The organism is Actinoplanes sp. NPDC049599, assembly GCF_044465625.1.
Classification (GTDB): domain Bacteria; phylum Actinomycetota; class Actinomycetes; order Mycobacteriales; family Micromonosporaceae; genus Actinoplanes.
Genome location: NZ_JBITLX010000041.1, coordinates 1 through 14,317 on the forward strand (window position 1 = coordinate 1; position 14,317 = coordinate 14,317).

The following is a 14,317-nucleotide window of genomic DNA, read 5'->3' on the forward strand; positions in this document are numbered from 1 at the left end:
CATCCGAACTCGACACTCAGATGATCACCGAAGGGCTGCGAGCCCTCATCTCCGGGCCGGATCGGTCAGCGCACCCCGCTTAACTTCGAAGAGCCAGTCAGGTGCAGCCTGACATTACGTAGATCGGCGCGGTCCGGCCGAGTCTTGCGGATCGATTTCAGCGCGGACAGGGTGTGGCCGGCGCCTTCGCGGCGGCGGTTGACACCCCAGAGTTGATCGTCGTCGATGCTGTAGCCGTGGAAGTAGCGGATGCCGCGCGCGATGGTAGGTCGCTGGCACCCGGTCCGGATGCCAGCGCGGTGCCCCAGCCGCGGCCGTGGTGCGGGCGGATCGACAGAGGCCCGAACTGGTCGAACGCGAAACAGTGGGCCGGGAAACCTGGTGGTTACTTCCTCGATCCGGTCGAGTTTGGCGTCGAAGTCGGGGTCCCTGGATTCCTTCCGGGTGCGGGTCCGTCGCCTGCTGACCTCGTTACGGCGCAGGATCTGCCGCAGCCGTTCCCGGCCGACGATGGCCGTCGCGACGATGAACGCCTCATCGTCGTAACTGATCCGGCGGGGACGGCCTCCCGCCCACTGAGGGTCCAGAGGGCGAAGACCGATCTCGCACCGTTGGACCCACTCTGGTCATCGCCGCTTTCGCGTTCCTTGCCGCGGCGACGCCAGTCAGCAGTGCCGGCCCGGACGGTCTGATCGCGATCATCGTTGACCAGATGCGCCGACTGTTCCACTGCGTTCAGCGGACTCACCGGGGCGATCATGCCGACTGCTTCGGCCGCGCTCGGCGCGTCCGCTGATTTCGTACCGCGACAACGCCGGGCCGAGCTGTTCACATCGACTATTTCAGAGAGCATGCCGGTCTGGGACGGGTTATCGTCAGCGACATGGACACCCCGGCAGGACGGCGGCCGGGACGGGCGGTCGCGAGATTCGCGGTGGTCATCGCCCTCGCGGCACCGGCATCGATCTGTCCGGTCGTCAGCACGGCATCGGCCGCCCCTAGTGGCAGCGGTAGCCTGCAGGCGCAGTTGCTGCCGTCTGTCTTGACGCTCGAGTCCGGCGACGCCGCCGTGGTCGATGTTCTCCTCACGAACACGGGGACGGTGGCGGCTAAGGTCGCGAGCATCGACCTCGTTGCGCCCAAAAGGGTCACTGCGACCCGGGAGACGGAGGCGTCGCTGCCGGTCATCCCGGCCGGCGGATTCGCCCGCGAACGGTTCCGCGTAGTGACCTTGCCGGGGCAAGGAAGCGGTGACCTGGTGGCATTCGTGGCATACCAGCAGACTGGCTCGATCCACCGGATCGTTACCGCCACGCTGGCAATCAAGACGGGCGTCGCCGCGCAACGCCCCGAGGTGGCGTTCGTGGCATCGCCACCGCGGATCAACGACGGCCAGGCGCGCACCGCGGTTGTACGCGTGACGAACCCGACCCCCTTTGTCTATGTTGACCTGGTCTTCGTCGCACTGAACAGCGATGACGTCGACGTGGTCGTCGAGGAGGTCCGCTCCCCGTTTACGCGCTGCCCCGCCAGTCACGCCTCCACCTCCCGTCCTGTGCTGGTCTGCCTCGAAGCCCTGCCGCCCGGTGCCTCCCGCCTTCTCGACGTGCGCCTCCGCGCCCACGACCGCGTGCACACGGGCAAGCAGGTCGTCGGCGTGTTGCTGTCCGGCACGCAGGCCGAGCGGGCCGGGGAGCCGCCGGTCAGGACCGACGCCACCGGCACCGCGGAAGTCGAGCTCGCCGTCTTTGGCGTCGACGCCCTGACACCGTTCGGCCTCGGCACCCTGTTCGTCCTGCCGGGGTTGCTGGCGGTCGTCGTCTTCCTGCTGCTCACGCGCTACGTCTATCCCCGCAATCCGCAGGTGCCCGACACCATCGAGATCCAGGATCTGCGTGTCCTGCCGTTTGTAGTGCCGTTCGCGGCCGTGGCATATCTGGCCATCTGGCTGGTGATGGGCCGGGACCTCACCGACAAGCTGGGCACGTTCGACGTGGCGTGGCTCCTGGGAACCGGGTTTCTGGTCGGCGTTCTGGTGTGGGCCGCAGTGGCGTCCGTTTTCTACCGGCGCAGCGGACGCAAGCAGTTCACCGTGGGCGACTCGCCCGAGACGGTGCTCAAGCGTCTCGATGCCTGCAAGGCTCGGCTGACGCTGCCCGAGGTGATCGCGGGCAACGCGCGCTATCTGCTCCTGGCCCGAGCTGCGGGCGACCGGTCGACCGTGGCGTGCGAAATCATCTACCAGCACTCCGCCGGAGCGACCAGGGAACAGCGTTCGGAATTTCGCGCCGCCGTGGACCGCGACGACATCTCCGCCGTGCGGAACAAGGTTCGACGCGGGGAGGTGGTGATCAAGTGGAGGCTGCCCACCGGCGTCGCCGAGGTGAACATGGCCGACACCCAGGTCAGCGGCGACAAGCCGCTGCTGGTCGAGGAGTAAGCGGCGCGGGCCGGCCTGCAAAGGGCCGGCCCGCCGATCCGCCTGCGGCACGCCGAACACGTCGGCGCCCATGGTCAGGATCAATCGGACACAGCTTACCGCAAGGGGAGTGACATGCTGCACAAAGTCTCTGTGTCCGTCGGCCGGACGTGGCGGTACGCCACCGACGATGCGGCGTCGGTCGCCGATGACAAGGCCGGCTACCGGCACCAGATCGACACCCTGAAAGGAGGACCCGGCCCGGACGGCTTCGGCCTGCCCTGGCCGCGCTACCGCAGCACGCTGTGGACCCGGATGTTCAACGGCACCTATCAGGACATCCCCTCTCGTGTGCTGGTGCCGTCGTTGATTCCGCTGCTCTACGAGGAAGCAGTCGCCGATCTGCCGCAGTCTCGAGGACCGTGCTCGGTCAGCGTCTTCCGTCACCCGTTCGCGGTAAGCACGGTCATGCATATCGAGCTGGCGCCGATCGATCCGTGGCCGGCTGCCGCGGGCGCCGCAGAGCTCTTCCGGACGCTGCTGGAGACACCGTTGCCCGGCAGCGGGCAGGTGCGCGACGGCGTCGCCCTCAACACCCTCCCACCATTGCCGACGGTCGATGCCGACGGCCGCGCTGCCGGGTTCGAGCAGGCAGGGTCCTTTGTCATGGTGTCCGCATTGCACCAGCAGGCACCCGATCCCGGTGCCCTGGCGTCCGCTCTGGCCACGCTGTTCGAGGACAGCGGGGGCAACGGGGCCGTTCCTCTCCGCAGCCGTGGGGGCGCCATCGACGTCCGCGGCGAGGTCGTGGGGCTGGTGCTGCCCGGCGATCTTCCCCGGGCTGGGCAGCGCCTGCGGTGTCTGCACCACAATCTCGCCACGCTGCTCGCGTACATGCAGAATCTTGCGACCTTGACGCCGTCTTCGTCGACGTTGGCGACTCGGTGGTTCCAGACTCGTGCCGCGACGCTGCTGAACCATCTCTACCGGCGGGCTCCGCTGCCGGAGACGAACAGTATCTATCGATCCAGGCTGGCGGAGGCCTGGATCAACGGGCGCAGCATCGCCCCCTCCATCAACGCGCTCGCGCGCGATCTGCCGCCGTTGCCGGAACCCGCTTAGCGGAGGGCCCGGGCGATGTCGCTCAGCGGTTGCTGGTGGATTCCGGCGACGTCCGCGAACGCCGCCCACCATCCGTCGTCGTCGTGCCAGTCGGTGGCGACGTGGATTCTGCAGCCCGCGGCAAGCAGGGCCTCCACCTCCGCCGTGAAGTCGATCCCGTATGGACATTCGTCAACCGAGTGAGGTGGCGCGTCGGTGATGACGACGAGCGGGTGCGGGCCGATGTCCGCGACGAGCTCCCGACAGCGAGACATGGCGTCCTCCAGCGCCTCGGGAATGTCCCCGCCGTCGCAGGACGGCTGAGCAGCCACCGCGTCGGCGAGGTCCGCCAGCTCGGCGAAAGGGCCGAGTTTCCGGACCAGCAAACGTTCGTGTGCGCCGTGGTCGCCGTAGAGGACGGCGCGGAACTCCTGGACGGAGGTCCAGTCGCCGTGGGCGGCCAGGACTTCCCAGATCTCGTCGCGGACCCCCGCCATGCTGCCGGTGACGTCCACGACGAGCGTCACGGCGGACACACCAAGGGCGAGGCCGGCCGGTCGCAACGCAAACTCCACCGATTCGCCGAAGGAGCTCGGCACGTTGCCTGGCCGGAACTGTGCCCCCAGGTGGATGCGTGTCCACGGATCACCGTGGTTGGCCGAGGAATCAACCTCGGCTTGGAAGTCACAGTGGTTGCACACCCAGGTGACGACGGGATGCAAGCCCTCGGCATATTTGCGGGCCACGCCGAGAGCGGTGCGTTCTGCGGAAGTCGGCCGGCCTCGACGCCCCCGCGTCGGCAGGTCAGCGATCATCTGGTGCCGGTCCTTCGCCTCCACGACGAGTAGGTCGCGCGGGGTCGGGCCTACCGTCGACACCGTGATGTCGGGGGTCTGCAGGCCGAGGCCGGTGATCCGTTTCGGCTCATGCCAGACTTCGAGAGACAGATTGGGTTCATGGGGCCGGCTGAGCCGGGCGACCGGATCTTGGGCCGGGCTGAGGGTGAGCCGCCAGGTGCCTGCAGTCTCGGCCAAGCCGGCCAGCTCGACCTCCCAGTTCGCCCGCTCGGCGGATTCCAGGGTGGCGCAGAGCACCCACACCTCGTACAGGAGATCGCGCCGCTGCCAGAGTGGCAGATTGAGGAACTCCTCGACGATCTCGACCAGTTCCTCGGCCGGAAGGCTGCCGGTCGGCTGGAAGACGTCGCCGGCCAGCCACGTCGCCGCCTCGTCGCAGGCTGTGCCGAGCCGTTCTAGCCAGGCTCTCAGCCGCTGGGGGTCGTTGAGCAACGGCTCCAGGTCGCGTCGCTGTCTGGGTGGCCAGCGCTGTTCGCGCCACATCGCGACGAAACCTGCCAGCGCACTCATGCCGGTGCCTCGGTCAAAGCCGCGGTCCGGAATGGTCACCGGCTGGGTGGCGTCGCGAAGGCCGACGACGCTCGTCACCTCGACGCCGCTGATGAATCCTTCTTCGACTCGAGTGCCGAGGACCCGCCCGGCGCGGAACCGCCGTAGATCGGATTCCAGCAGACTCAGACGATTTCGCTCTGCGCCGGCGGGAAACAACTGAGGGGCGGCGTCTTCGGGGTCGGCGTCCAGAAGCGTGCTCAGCTTCATGGTGTACCCGCGCAGCAGTTGCGCGGCCGCGGTGATCAGGCGGTCGGCTGCGGCGACGGTCGATTGAACGGTTGCGATCACGTCGGCGAGCCCGTCGGCGACGGCGGGCTGGATCCATGCCAGGTGCAACACATCATCGGGCAGCCGGATAGAGCCTTTTGTCTCGTCGCTCACGCCGAGCGGCCACCTGCCGTAGAACTCGCCGTTGTCCGACAGGATGAAGCTGTCGACGGCTTTCTCGTCGACGAGCCCGATCGGGATGGTGGACAGTCTCTTCGCCAAGCGGCGCGCCTCTTCCACGAAGGCCGGACTCAAAGTCAGATGCTCCTCGGCGACGTCCCGACGTTCGAGTCGAAAGGTCTCCGATGTGCCAGTCGTGGTCGCGGCATGCCGGGCGAGGCGCGCATACACCTCGTCCACCATCGCCACGAATCGACCGCCGCAGCGCATGACTGCGTTGAGCAGCGCGGCCGCGCTCGGAGTGGCCTCGGCAAGCCGCCGGGCGGACTCCTCTCGCAGCGCCGTTTCCCGGCCCGGAGTAGCGGCCGGGAACAACGCATTCAACTCTCCGAAGTCGATCCCGAACGCCGCGAACAACTCTCCGATGACGTCGCCCTCGTGCTTGCGGGAACCGACCTGCAACGCCTCGACGATCAGCGCAGCCAGACGGTGGCGCAGGTCAAGGGTCATGCCCTCAAGCTATCCGAAAACTCATGGTCAAGGCCTTCAGCCGCCGATGGGGCTAGACCCGCGTCCATACCGGAGTGCTGCAGCGAGTTGTAGTTGTCGTCGCCGGCCGCGGTACGGCTTGTCCTCGGCACCCGCTACGTCATGGTTTGCGCCGTCCTCGGCGAGGGCAGCACCCGCTATCAGCACGGATATCTGCTGTGGTCCGACGAGCCATTCACCGCCTCGGTCGTGGCCCTCTGACACGACGGTCAGGTCAGATACCACCGGGCGATCGGATGTTCCGGGTCCGGCCCGTAAACCAGCCGTTCCGGTTGCGCCGCGGCGGCGAAGACCACCGTGCGTTCCTGCGCGGCTTCGACGAATCCAGACGAGCATTTCTCAACGGCGCGTACCACCGAGCCGTCCCGGCCGAGCAGCGCGAAGTCGCTCGGTGCCAGACCCGCCGCTCCGCGCGTCACCCGCACGGACACGGCAACAGTCAGCAGGGGGCCTGCCGCGCACGGGCCCGTTCCGGCGGTGACCCGCCCTGGTGTCACAGCCACTTCGGCATCGCTGTTGTGCAGGATCGCGGTTTGGCCCAGGGACAGATTGAGCGAGTACGGATCACCGGCCCGCAGGGCGTCGCCGAACAGCAGTTCCGCGGCCTCTTCCGCCGCGGCGTCGCGCTCGGCGTCCAACGCCGGGTCAGCACCGATGCCCGCCGGCTGCGATGCGCCGGTCGCCGCCGGCGCCGCGAACGGATTCGCCGGTTGGTCTGCCCGCAGCATTGCGCCGACCGCGACCGCCAGGAGCGTGAGAACTACGGCGATCAGCAGCACGGCCGTAATGAGCACCGGGCGGTTTGCCGCCGGTCGGCGTTGCTGATCGACGTCCCAGTCCTCCACGGAAACCTCCAAGATCGTCGATGACCTCGGAGATTGTAGAGCAGTCAGGTGCGTCCGGAGACTCCACCGCCCGAGGCGGCGAATCGGAATTCCTCGTTCGCCCGGACGAAGTCGTCCATCGCGGCGGACAAAGTCCAGGCCATGCAATCGAGCGCCCGGAGCAGCCGCAAGTCGCGGCATTTGTACCCGACAGAAACCGCAGACTCATCTGCCGTCGGCAACGCGCGAGAACCCAGATGCTCAGCGCGAAGGATGGCTGCATAATGCCGCCGGGCCGGTTATTGCAGCACTCAAGAGTCGAAGGTCGGGCACCCACGGACGACTCGAAGGTGCGTGGGTTCAAATCCCCTTCGACACCTGCACCTCCCGCCGCGTGCCGGTGATAGATCCCGAGGCCGTGCACCCTGCGTGCAAGCGATCCTGGTAGCCGAGATGCGGGCGGTGAAGTGAGCCGACGACGTCGGGCGGCTCGCTCAGGTGGTGGCGCCTGCTGGGCTCGACTCCTGCGGCATGGCTGTCCAGCTCGCCAGCAACGGCAGTACCCGCGCTGTGGGCGAGTCGGGTTCGACGGTGTAGACGACCAGGCGCTGTTCCGGATCGTGTGGCCCGACGACCGACTCGATGCCGAAGGTGAGCGGTCCGGCGGTCGGGTGGGCCAGGTGCTTGGTCAGCGAGGTGCGGAAGGTGACCCGCTGGTCGTCCCACCATTGCGCGAAGTCGGGATCGTTCCGGCGTAGTTCCTGCACCAGGTCGACGAGGCGACGATCGTCGGGGTGGCGTCCTGCCTCGTAGCGCAGCGCTCCGACTGCGGCGGGGGCGAAGTCGGCCCAGTTCACGATCCGCACCCGCGCGTCGGGGTCCAGGAACAGCCAGCGCGCGAACGACGATCCCGGCTCCAGCGCCGGACCGAGCACCGCGCTCAGCAGCCCGTTGCGGGCCAGCACTTGTGAACGCCGCCCCAGCAGCAGCACCGGGATGTGGCTCAGCGCTCCCATCAGGCGCAGCATCCCCGGGTCGGGCCGTTGAGCGACCTCCGGCGCCGCCCACCGTCGGTGCGAGGTCGGGGCGGCCAGGTCCCGCAGGTGTGCGCGTTCGATCTCGTCGAGCTGCAGCGCCCGTGACAGTGCCTGCACCACTTCATCGGTGACGGTGTGCTGGCGTCCCTGTTCCAGGCGGCTGTAGTGGTCCGGGCTCAGCCCGGCGAGCACGGCCAGTTCCTCCTTGCGCAGACCCGGAACCCGCCGGGGGCCAGGGAAGGCCGCGATGCCGGCCTGGGCCGGCGTCAGGCGGTCACGCCGGGACCGCAGGAACGCCCCGAGGGCAGCACGATCAGCAGGCACCCACCCAGCATAGGAGCCGACCGCGACGCGCACCTGGTCACGGGATGACCAGGCAGGACGCGCCCTGGTGCGGGCTGCGCGTCTCGGGTGAGGTAGTGATCATGACCGTCATCGAGACTCCTTCCGAGCAGATCCGCACCGTTCTGATCACCGGCTCCACCAGCGGCATCGGTGCCGCCACCGCCCGGACCCTGGCCGCGCAGGGATGGCGCGTTGTCGTCACCGGCCGCGATCAGGACCGCGGCGCGGCTGTCGTCACCGACATCGAAGGCAGCGGCGGACAAGCCGCCTTCGTCCCCTCCGACCTGACCGGCCCACCCGAATCGCTGCGGGACTTCGCCCGCGCCGCCACCGAGGCCGCCGGTGGGCGACTGGACGCGGTGGTTCACAACGCCGCCGTGTGCCCGGCCGTCGACACGGTGAGCCTTACCGACACCGATCTGGAGACCACGCTCGCGGTGAACATCCGCGCCCCCCACGTGCTGACCGCGGCGCTGGCCCCCGTGATGGCCGAACGCGGCCACGGCGCGATCGTTGTCATCGGTTCCTGGATGGCCCACGTCGGGCACCCCTTCGTCGGGCTGTACTCCGCGACCAAGGCCGCCGAGATCCAGCTCGCCCGCAGCTGGGCCGCGGAGTTCGGTCCCCGCGGTGTGCAGGTCAACACCGTCTCCCCCGGAGCAACGCGTACCCCGATCAACGCAGCCGACGGCGACGTGATCGCTCACATGACCGCCGGCACCCCTGCCGGACGCCCCGGCACCCCCGAGGAAATCGCCGACACGGTGGCGTGGTTGCTCTCCGGGCGCGCCGGTTACATCCACGGCACAGAGATCGCCGTCGACGGAGGCATCACGACGGCCCGTTCCGCTTAAGTCCTGCGATGCAGGCCCGTGCACAGGGCGCGCTGATCAGCCGCGAGTACTCCAACCGACGTCACGGTCATGCTGCTGTCGCAGCGTGGCCGGCGTGCCGATGTTCGGCGACGGCAACGGGGGCGAGGCTTCCCGGGCCACGTGCACCGCGCTGTACTTCGATGGCACGAGCGTGACCCCGGTCCGCCTGCCGCCGTCGACCCGCGCGACGTCGGGCCGGCCGCTCCACGGTCGCCGTTCCGGTAACCGTGGAGCGGCCGGCCCGGCCGCGCCGCGGGCTGACGGTCCGGTCCGGGTGCGGGGTGCGGGCGATCACCGAACGGTACGGGTGAGCAGCCCGGCCGGATGCGGAACGGCTGGACGACGGGGCCGGCCGTCCCGTCTCACTTGGGAGGCTCGGTGCCCGCCTGCTCGCTGACCAGGTACTCCGCGTACCAGTCGGGCCAGTTCTCGTCCGCCTCGCCGGTGCGCTGCTCGTGCTCGCCGTGCGCGGCCGCGGCCCGTCGCAGCGCGGCGGCGAGGTCTTGCGCCGACGCGTACGTGGTCGCCCCGGGATCGACGCGGCCGGGCAGCCGGCTGGTGACCTCCTGGAGCAACCAGCCGTTGCCGTCCGGGTCGGTGAACGCGGCGAGCGAGTTGTAGGTGGCGCGGTCGGGCGCGGGCCCGCTGTCGCGGCCGTCCGGGGTGTTGTGGAATATCTCGCCGACCTGGACGCCGCGCCGGGTCAGGTCGTCGCGGGCGGCCTCGATGTCGGAGACGACCAGGAACAGCCCCTGCGCCGAACCCGGCGGGACCGCCGCTGTGCCCGGGGTGAAGTGGATCGAGCAGGGCGAGCCCGGCGGGGTGAACTGGATGGCCCGGTTGCCGCCCAGGACGAAGTCGGCGTCGAGCCGCCAGCCCAGGCCGGCGTAGAAGGCCTTCGCCCGGTCCAGGTCCGCGACCGGGAGGGTGATCACCTCCAGCTTCAGGTCGGCGCTTTCACGATTGTCCGATGTAGCCATCGCGGCCTCCTCTGTGGTGTCCAGAGACCACCGTGTCACCGCACGCATCCCCGGGCCAGGGGGTCAGGCCGGGCCGAATGGGCGCATCGTGTCTATGCCCACGGCGGTGACCGCCAGGGTCGTGAGCCGCATCGTGAAGCGGCCGCCCAGCGCGTCGACGGCGGCGCCGACCGCGCCGAGGATCTCGGCCGTGCGGTCCGCGGGGAGCCGGGTCAGGCCGCCGGTGGTGGGCAGCAGCGCGAGCCACTCGTCACGCGTGTAGGTCCGCTCCGAGTCGAAGAGCCACTCCTCGGGCTCGCCGAATCTGCCGGTCTCGCGGAGCCGGGCGGCGACCTGCGCGTAGCCGGCCCGGTACGTCTCCAGTGGCCGCCGGGCGGGCCCGGCGGCGAACGGCGCGTCCGGCACCAGCCGCCGGTATGCCGCGGCGAACGGCTCGGCCACCTCGGCGGGTGGCTCGAACACGTGCCCGAAGATCGTCAGCCGCCCGGACGGACGCAGCACCCGGGCCGCTTGCGCCGCGCCGGCGACCGGGTCGACCCAGTGCCACGACTGGGCGGCGATCACCGCGTCGAACGTGCGGCCGGCCGGCTCCCAGTGCTCGAATCTCGCCACCTCGACCGGCAGGCCGCGGCCCCGGGCGAAGGCGGCCATCCGCGCGTCGGGCTCGACCCCGAGCACCGTGCAGCCGGCGGCCTGGAACTGCCGGGCGGCGATGCCGGTGCCGCACCCCACGTCGAGCACGCGGGGACCGGGACTGCCGGCGACGATCCGTGCCACCAGGGCGTCGGGGTAGCCGGGGCGGGCCCGGTCGTAGCGCTGCGGGTCCGTGCCGAACGACTCGGCGAGCTGCCGCGCCCGGTGCGGCTCCGGCGGCTCCGGCGGTAAAGTGGGCATGCGCCCACGCTAATGGGCACATGCCCACTAAGCAACCTGCCGAGGGGACGTCCGAGTGCCGACCGGGGTGCACCTGCGCGACGCGCGCCAGCAGTTGTTCGACGCCGCCGAGCGCGTGCTGCTGCGAGCCGGGCCGTCCGGGCTGACCAGCCGGGCCGTCACCGACGAGGCGGGCTGCGCCAAGGGCGTCCTGCACCGGCACTTCGCCGACTTTGACGACTTCCTCGCCGGCCTCGTGCTCGACCGCGCCGCGCAGCTCGAGACGCGGGCCGGCGCGCTGCGTGACTCCGCCGGCACCGGCACGCCGGAAGACAACCTCACCGACGCGCTGACCGCCCTGTTCGGACCGGTGCCGCTGGCGATCATCCCGCTCATCACCTTCCGCGACGAGCTGCGCGCACGGCTGCGGCAGGCCCGGCCCGGTGGCGGCATCGCGATCCTGGGGCAGGTCACCGCCGCGGTTGCCGCCTACCTGGCCGACGAGCAGGCCCGGGGCCGCATCACCGCCGGCGCCGACCTCGAGTCGCTCACGTTGTCGCTGGTCGGCGGCGGGCATCTGCTGTTCGCTGACCGCGAGGCCGGCCCGCCGGCCCCGGCCGCCGTGCACCGGTTCGTGACGACGGCGCTCGCCGACGTGGTGCGACGGCGCCTGCCCTGAGGGCCGCGTCACCGCTCCCGGGTCTGCCGGTGCGCCAGAACTTGTTCTTCAGGAAGAGCCCGCCGCCCGCAGCCGGGGCGACGGCGATGATAGGCCGAGGTGCTTGGTGCGGCGAGCGGCTGAACCGGTCGGAACAGGTCGTTCGTTACGGTGGGAGCACAGGAACGACCCGGGTCGCCGCACGTCGTTTCCGCCGCGCTCCGACCCGGGTCGTGATCCGTCAGTTCTTCTCGCAATCGGTGGTGAGGGCGAGGAGGAGCACGATGCAGGTGTCGCCGACCGCGGTGTTCGCGCCGCCGTCGAGCAGGTCGGTCACCTCGTCGAACTCGTCGTAGACGCCGGGTACGTCGTTGCCGTCGAGCCAGTCGTCGCCGGCGCCGCCGTACATCTTGTCGACGCCTCGGTGGCCCAGCAGCGTGTCGTTCCCGCCGTTGCCGTAGATCCTGTCGTTGCTCTCCCGGCCGTCGAGGTAGTTCGCCTTGCCGTTGCCGACGAGCCGGTCGTTGCCGTGACCGCCGAGCAGGTCCTCGACGTCGGCGCCGATGGTGTCGCCCTCGCCCTTGCGGCCGTCGTCACCCTTCTTGCCGTCGAGGTCGAGGCTCACCGCGCTCGTGTAGTGGGTGTATCCGGCCGAGTCGACCCCTGAGCCGCCCAGGTAGCGGTCGGCGTCCTTGCCCGCGTGCTGCCGAGAGTTGAAGTAGTCGTTTCCGGCCTCGCCGTAGAACTTGTCGTTGCCGGTGCCGTTGGTGAAGCTGTCGCTGCCCGTGCCGCCCCAGGCCGCGTCCGTGCCGGAACCGTCGTCGAGCGAGTCGTTGCCGGCGCCGCCGTAGAGCTTGTCGGTGCCGGCCTCGCCGTACAGGGTGTCGTTGCCGCCGCGGCCCTTGAGGACGTCGTTGCCGGAGCGGCCGTAGAGCCGGTCGTGGCCCGGGCCGCCGGTGAGCTTGTCGTTGCCGGAGCCGCCGTCGGCGGTGATCGGCAGGTCGGTGTTGTTGGCGATCGTGTCGGCGCGGTCGTAGGCGTAGACGCGCAGCCGGGTCGGCGCGCTGGCCGGCGTGCAGCGCGCCTTGGTCTTGTCGCCCTTGACCCGCTTGCAGCCGGCCCCGACCCTGATGGCGACCCGGTCGTCGACCGTGATCGTGTTGCCCTTGCGGGTCAGCGTGATCTTGCTCTGCTTCCCCTTGGCCGTCTTGTACTCGACAACCGTGCCGTCGACGACGGCCAGCAGACCGGCCTTGCCGACGGCCTGCGCCGGCAATGCGACCACGGAGAGCGACGCCGAGACGACGACGGCCGCGGTAAGGGTCACGGCGGCACGCAGCCGCCATGGAGCCGGTGGCATATGGATCCTTCCCGTTGGAGTTCCATGCGCCCGCAGTATAGAAACGGGTCGCAACGTCGACTCCAGAATGGACAAAAGCGGTCAGGCGGGCAGGGCGACGACGGCGTCGAGGCCCGTGGGTTCGGCCTTGTCGAGCCGGGTCCGGCCGCCGCTGGCCGCGGCGAGCTTGTGTACCAGCGCGAGTCCCAGCCCGGTGCCGCCCTTGGGTGCGCCCGGCGCGCGCCAGAACGGCTGCAGGGCCCGCGCGCGGTCTTCGTCGCTGAGCCCGGGGCCGGCGTCGATGACGTGGAGTTCGACGGTGGTGCCGTCAAGCTGCCAGGTGACGGCGACGGTGGTGCCGGGCGGGGCCACGTCGAGTGCGTTGGCGATCAGGTTGTCGAGGATTTGTTCCAGGGTGCCCGGGATGACCTGGGCGGTCACCTGGTCGGGCCCGCCGGCCGTGAGAGTGACGCCGCGGTCCTCGGCCACCGGCCGCCAGACGGCGGCTCGGGCGGTGACGGCGGCGCTGATCGGCACCGGTTCGGCGGGCGCGGCCCGGTGCTCGATGCGGGTCATCGCCAGCAGGGCGTCGACCAGGGTGGCGAGCCGGTCGGCCTCGAGCAGGGCCGCCCGCAGGTTGGCCGCACCGTCGGCGGCGATGGCCGGTTCCAGGTTCTCCAGCCGCAGCCGTAGTGCGGTCAGCGGGGTTCTGAGCTGGTGGGAGGCGTGCCCGACGAAGGACCGCTGCGCGGCGATCAGTTCCTGCAGGCGTACCGCTGTGGCGTTGAAGGTCTCCGCCAGCCGGCGCAGTTCCGGCGGGCCGGTGGTGGTCGATGCCGAGGTCGTGGCGCCCTCGGCGAGGCGCCGGGTGGCGCGTTCCAGGGCCCGCACGGGCCGGCCGATCCATCGGGCGAGCGCGAGCGCGATGAGCGCGCCGCAGATCAGTACGGCCACGCCGACGCCGGCGAGCAGGAGGTGGAACTGGTGGATCCGGGCGGTCAGCGGTGCGCTGGACACGCTGACCTGGAGGGCGCCTTGCGACGGTCTGCCGGGATGGATCGGCACGGCCACGGTCATCCGGCCGGCGTCGATGGCGCTGATCACGGGGGTGTGGTCGGTCAGCACCCGGCCCAGGTCCGGTGCGGCGGAGCCGTCGGTGCGGGTGGTGGCCACCGTGCGGCCGTCGACGCCGACCAGGTCGATGCGGGCGTTCCACCGGCGCGCGGCGTCGTGGACCAGGGAGTGGGCCTGGCCCGGGGGGTTCGTGCGCAGGGCGGTGTCGATGAACGCGGCGAGGGTTTCCGCGTCGTGTTCCAGCTGGGCCAGGGCGTGCTGCTGTTCGCCGCGTTGGTAGACGTAGCCGAACGGCAGCGCCAGGCCGGCCAGCACCACCAGGGTCAGCGACACATACGTCAACAGCAGGCGGCGGATCACAGGCATCGGTACGGGTGGCCCGGCCGGGCGGGTTCAACCATCTGACGGTTCGCTCCGTATCTGTAACCACGGGGATCTTGCTGGTCG

General features: G+C 70.2%; 12 protein-coding genes and 1 pseudogene. 5 read left to right on the top strand and 8 right to left on the bottom strand.

All coding sequences use genetic code 11. The features are described from left to right. Window positions 1–112: 112 nt before the first annotated feature. Window positions 113–605, bottom strand: a pseudogene (locus tag ACIBQZ_RS39980) (IS630 family transposase); the annotation flags it as partial. Between the two features lie 278 nt (window positions 606–883). Between ACIBQZ_RS39980 and ACIBQZ_RS39985 the strand changes: the two are divergent. Both ACIBQZ_RS39985 and ACIBQZ_RS39990 read left to right on the top strand, forming a co-directional pair. Then, entirely contained in the window at window positions 884–2,440 is a 1,557-nt protein-coding gene (locus ACIBQZ_RS39985; RefSeq protein ID WP_396094168.1) for a hypothetical protein, read from the top strand. Window positions 2,441–2,554: 114 nt separating this feature from the next. Next, a complete protein-coding gene (locus tag ACIBQZ_RS39990) occupies window positions 2,555–3,541 on the top strand; it encodes a hypothetical protein (RefSeq protein WP_396094169.1) in 987 nt (328 codons plus the stop codon). Here ACIBQZ_RS39990 and ACIBQZ_RS39995 read toward each other — a convergent pair. Beyond that, entirely contained in the window at window positions 3,538–5,826 is a 2,289-nt protein-coding gene (locus ACIBQZ_RS39995; protein ID WP_396094170.1) for a hypothetical protein, read from the bottom strand. The genes ACIBQZ_RS39990 and ACIBQZ_RS39995 overlap by 4 nt on opposite strands. A gap of 93 nt (window positions 5,827–5,919) precedes the next feature. Here ACIBQZ_RS39995 and ACIBQZ_RS40000 point away from each other — a divergent pair, with 93 nt between their 5' ends. Beyond that, window positions 5,920–6,066: a hypothetical protein gene (locus tag ACIBQZ_RS40000; protein WP_396094171.1), complete on the top strand. Its 147-nt coding sequence runs from the start codon at window positions 5,920–5,922 to the stop codon at window positions 6,064–6,066. Between the two features lie 8 nt (window positions 6,067–6,074). Here ACIBQZ_RS40000 and ACIBQZ_RS40005 read toward each other — a convergent pair whose 3' ends face one another. After that, window positions 6,075–6,710 (bottom strand): hypothetical protein, encoded by a 636-nt coding sequence (locus ACIBQZ_RS40005; protein ID WP_396094172.1) that lies wholly within the window; start codon window positions 6,708–6,710, stop codon window positions 6,075–6,077. 473 nt (window positions 6,711–7,183) lie between these two features. Further along, a complete protein-coding gene (locus ACIBQZ_RS40010; protein WP_396094173.1) occupies window positions 7,184–8,050 on the bottom strand; it encodes a helix-turn-helix transcriptional regulator in 867 nt (288 codons plus the stop codon). Between the two features lie 44 nt (window positions 8,051–8,094). On the opposite strand from ACIBQZ_RS40010, the gene ACIBQZ_RS40015 reads away from it, so the two are divergent. After that, window positions 8,095–8,925 (top strand): SDR family NAD(P)-dependent oxidoreductase, encoded by an 831-nt coding sequence (locus tag ACIBQZ_RS40015; RefSeq protein WP_396094174.1) that lies wholly within the window; start codon window positions 8,095–8,097, stop codon window positions 8,923–8,925. A 383-nt stretch (window positions 8,926–9,308) separates the two neighbouring features. Here the strand turns inward: ACIBQZ_RS40015 and ACIBQZ_RS40020 are convergent, their stop codons facing one another. After that, window positions 9,309–9,926, bottom strand: a complete 618-nt coding sequence (locus tag ACIBQZ_RS40020) for a VOC family protein (RefSeq protein WP_396094175.1) — start codon at window positions 9,924–9,926, stop codon at window positions 9,309–9,311. Between the two features lie 63 nt (window positions 9,927–9,989). After that, window positions 9,990–10,820 carry a class I SAM-dependent methyltransferase gene (locus ACIBQZ_RS40025; protein ID WP_396094176.1) on the bottom strand — a complete coding sequence of 277 codons (831 nt, stop codon included), beginning with the start codon at window positions 10,818–10,820 and terminating at the stop codon, window positions 9,990–9,992. A 55-nt stretch (window positions 10,821–10,875) separates the two neighbouring features. Between ACIBQZ_RS40025 and ACIBQZ_RS40030 the strand changes: the two genes are divergently transcribed. Further along, the gene (locus tag ACIBQZ_RS40030; protein ID WP_396094177.1) at window positions 10,876–11,478 is read left to right on the top strand and encodes a TetR/AcrR family transcriptional regulator; all 603 of its coding nucleotides are present in this window, start codon (window positions 10,876–10,878) and stop codon (window positions 11,476–11,478) included. A 220-nt stretch (window positions 11,479–11,698) separates the two neighbouring features. Here ACIBQZ_RS40030 and ACIBQZ_RS40035 read toward each other — a convergent pair whose 3' ends face one another. Together ACIBQZ_RS40035 and ACIBQZ_RS40040 are read right to left on the bottom strand one after the other, a co-directional pair. Beyond that, the gene (locus tag ACIBQZ_RS40035) at window positions 11,699–12,784 is read right to left on the bottom strand and encodes a calcium-binding protein (protein WP_396094178.1); all 1,086 of its coding nucleotides are present in this window, start codon (window positions 12,782–12,784) and stop codon (window positions 11,699–11,701) included. 114 nt (window positions 12,785–12,898) lie between these two features. Further along, a complete protein-coding gene (locus tag ACIBQZ_RS40040) occupies window positions 12,899–14,236 on the bottom strand; it encodes a sensor histidine kinase (RefSeq protein WP_396094179.1) in 1,338 nt (445 codons plus the stop codon). Window positions 14,237–14,317: the final 81 nt, after the last annotated feature.

Coding starts and splice junctions, on each gene's coding strand:
- ACIBQZ_RS39985 (WP_396094168.1), top strand. CDS start 884: ATGGACACCCCGGCAGGACGGCGGCCGGGACGGGCGGTCGCGAGATTC.
- ACIBQZ_RS40040 (WP_396094179.1), bottom strand. CDS start 14,236: ATGCCTGTGATCCGCCGCCTGCTGTTGACGTATGTGTCGCTGACCCTG.
- ACIBQZ_RS40015 (WP_396094174.1), top strand. CDS start 8,095: ATGACCAGGCAGGACGCGCCCTGGTGCGGGCTGCGCGTCTCGGGTGAG.
- ACIBQZ_RS40020 (WP_396094175.1), bottom strand. CDS start 9,926: ATGGCTACATCGGACAATCGTGAAAGCGCCGACCTGAAGCTGGAGGTG.
- ACIBQZ_RS40025 (WP_396094176.1), bottom strand. CDS start 10,820: ATGCCCACTTTACCGCCGGAGCCGCCGGAGCCGCACCGGGCGCGGCAG.
- ACIBQZ_RS39990 (WP_396094169.1), top strand. CDS start 2,555: ATGCTGCACAAAGTCTCTGTGTCCGTCGGCCGGACGTGGCGGTACGCC.
- ACIBQZ_RS39995 (WP_396094170.1), bottom strand. CDS start 5,826: ATGACCCTTGACCTGCGCCACCGTCTGGCTGCGCTGATCGTCGAGGCG.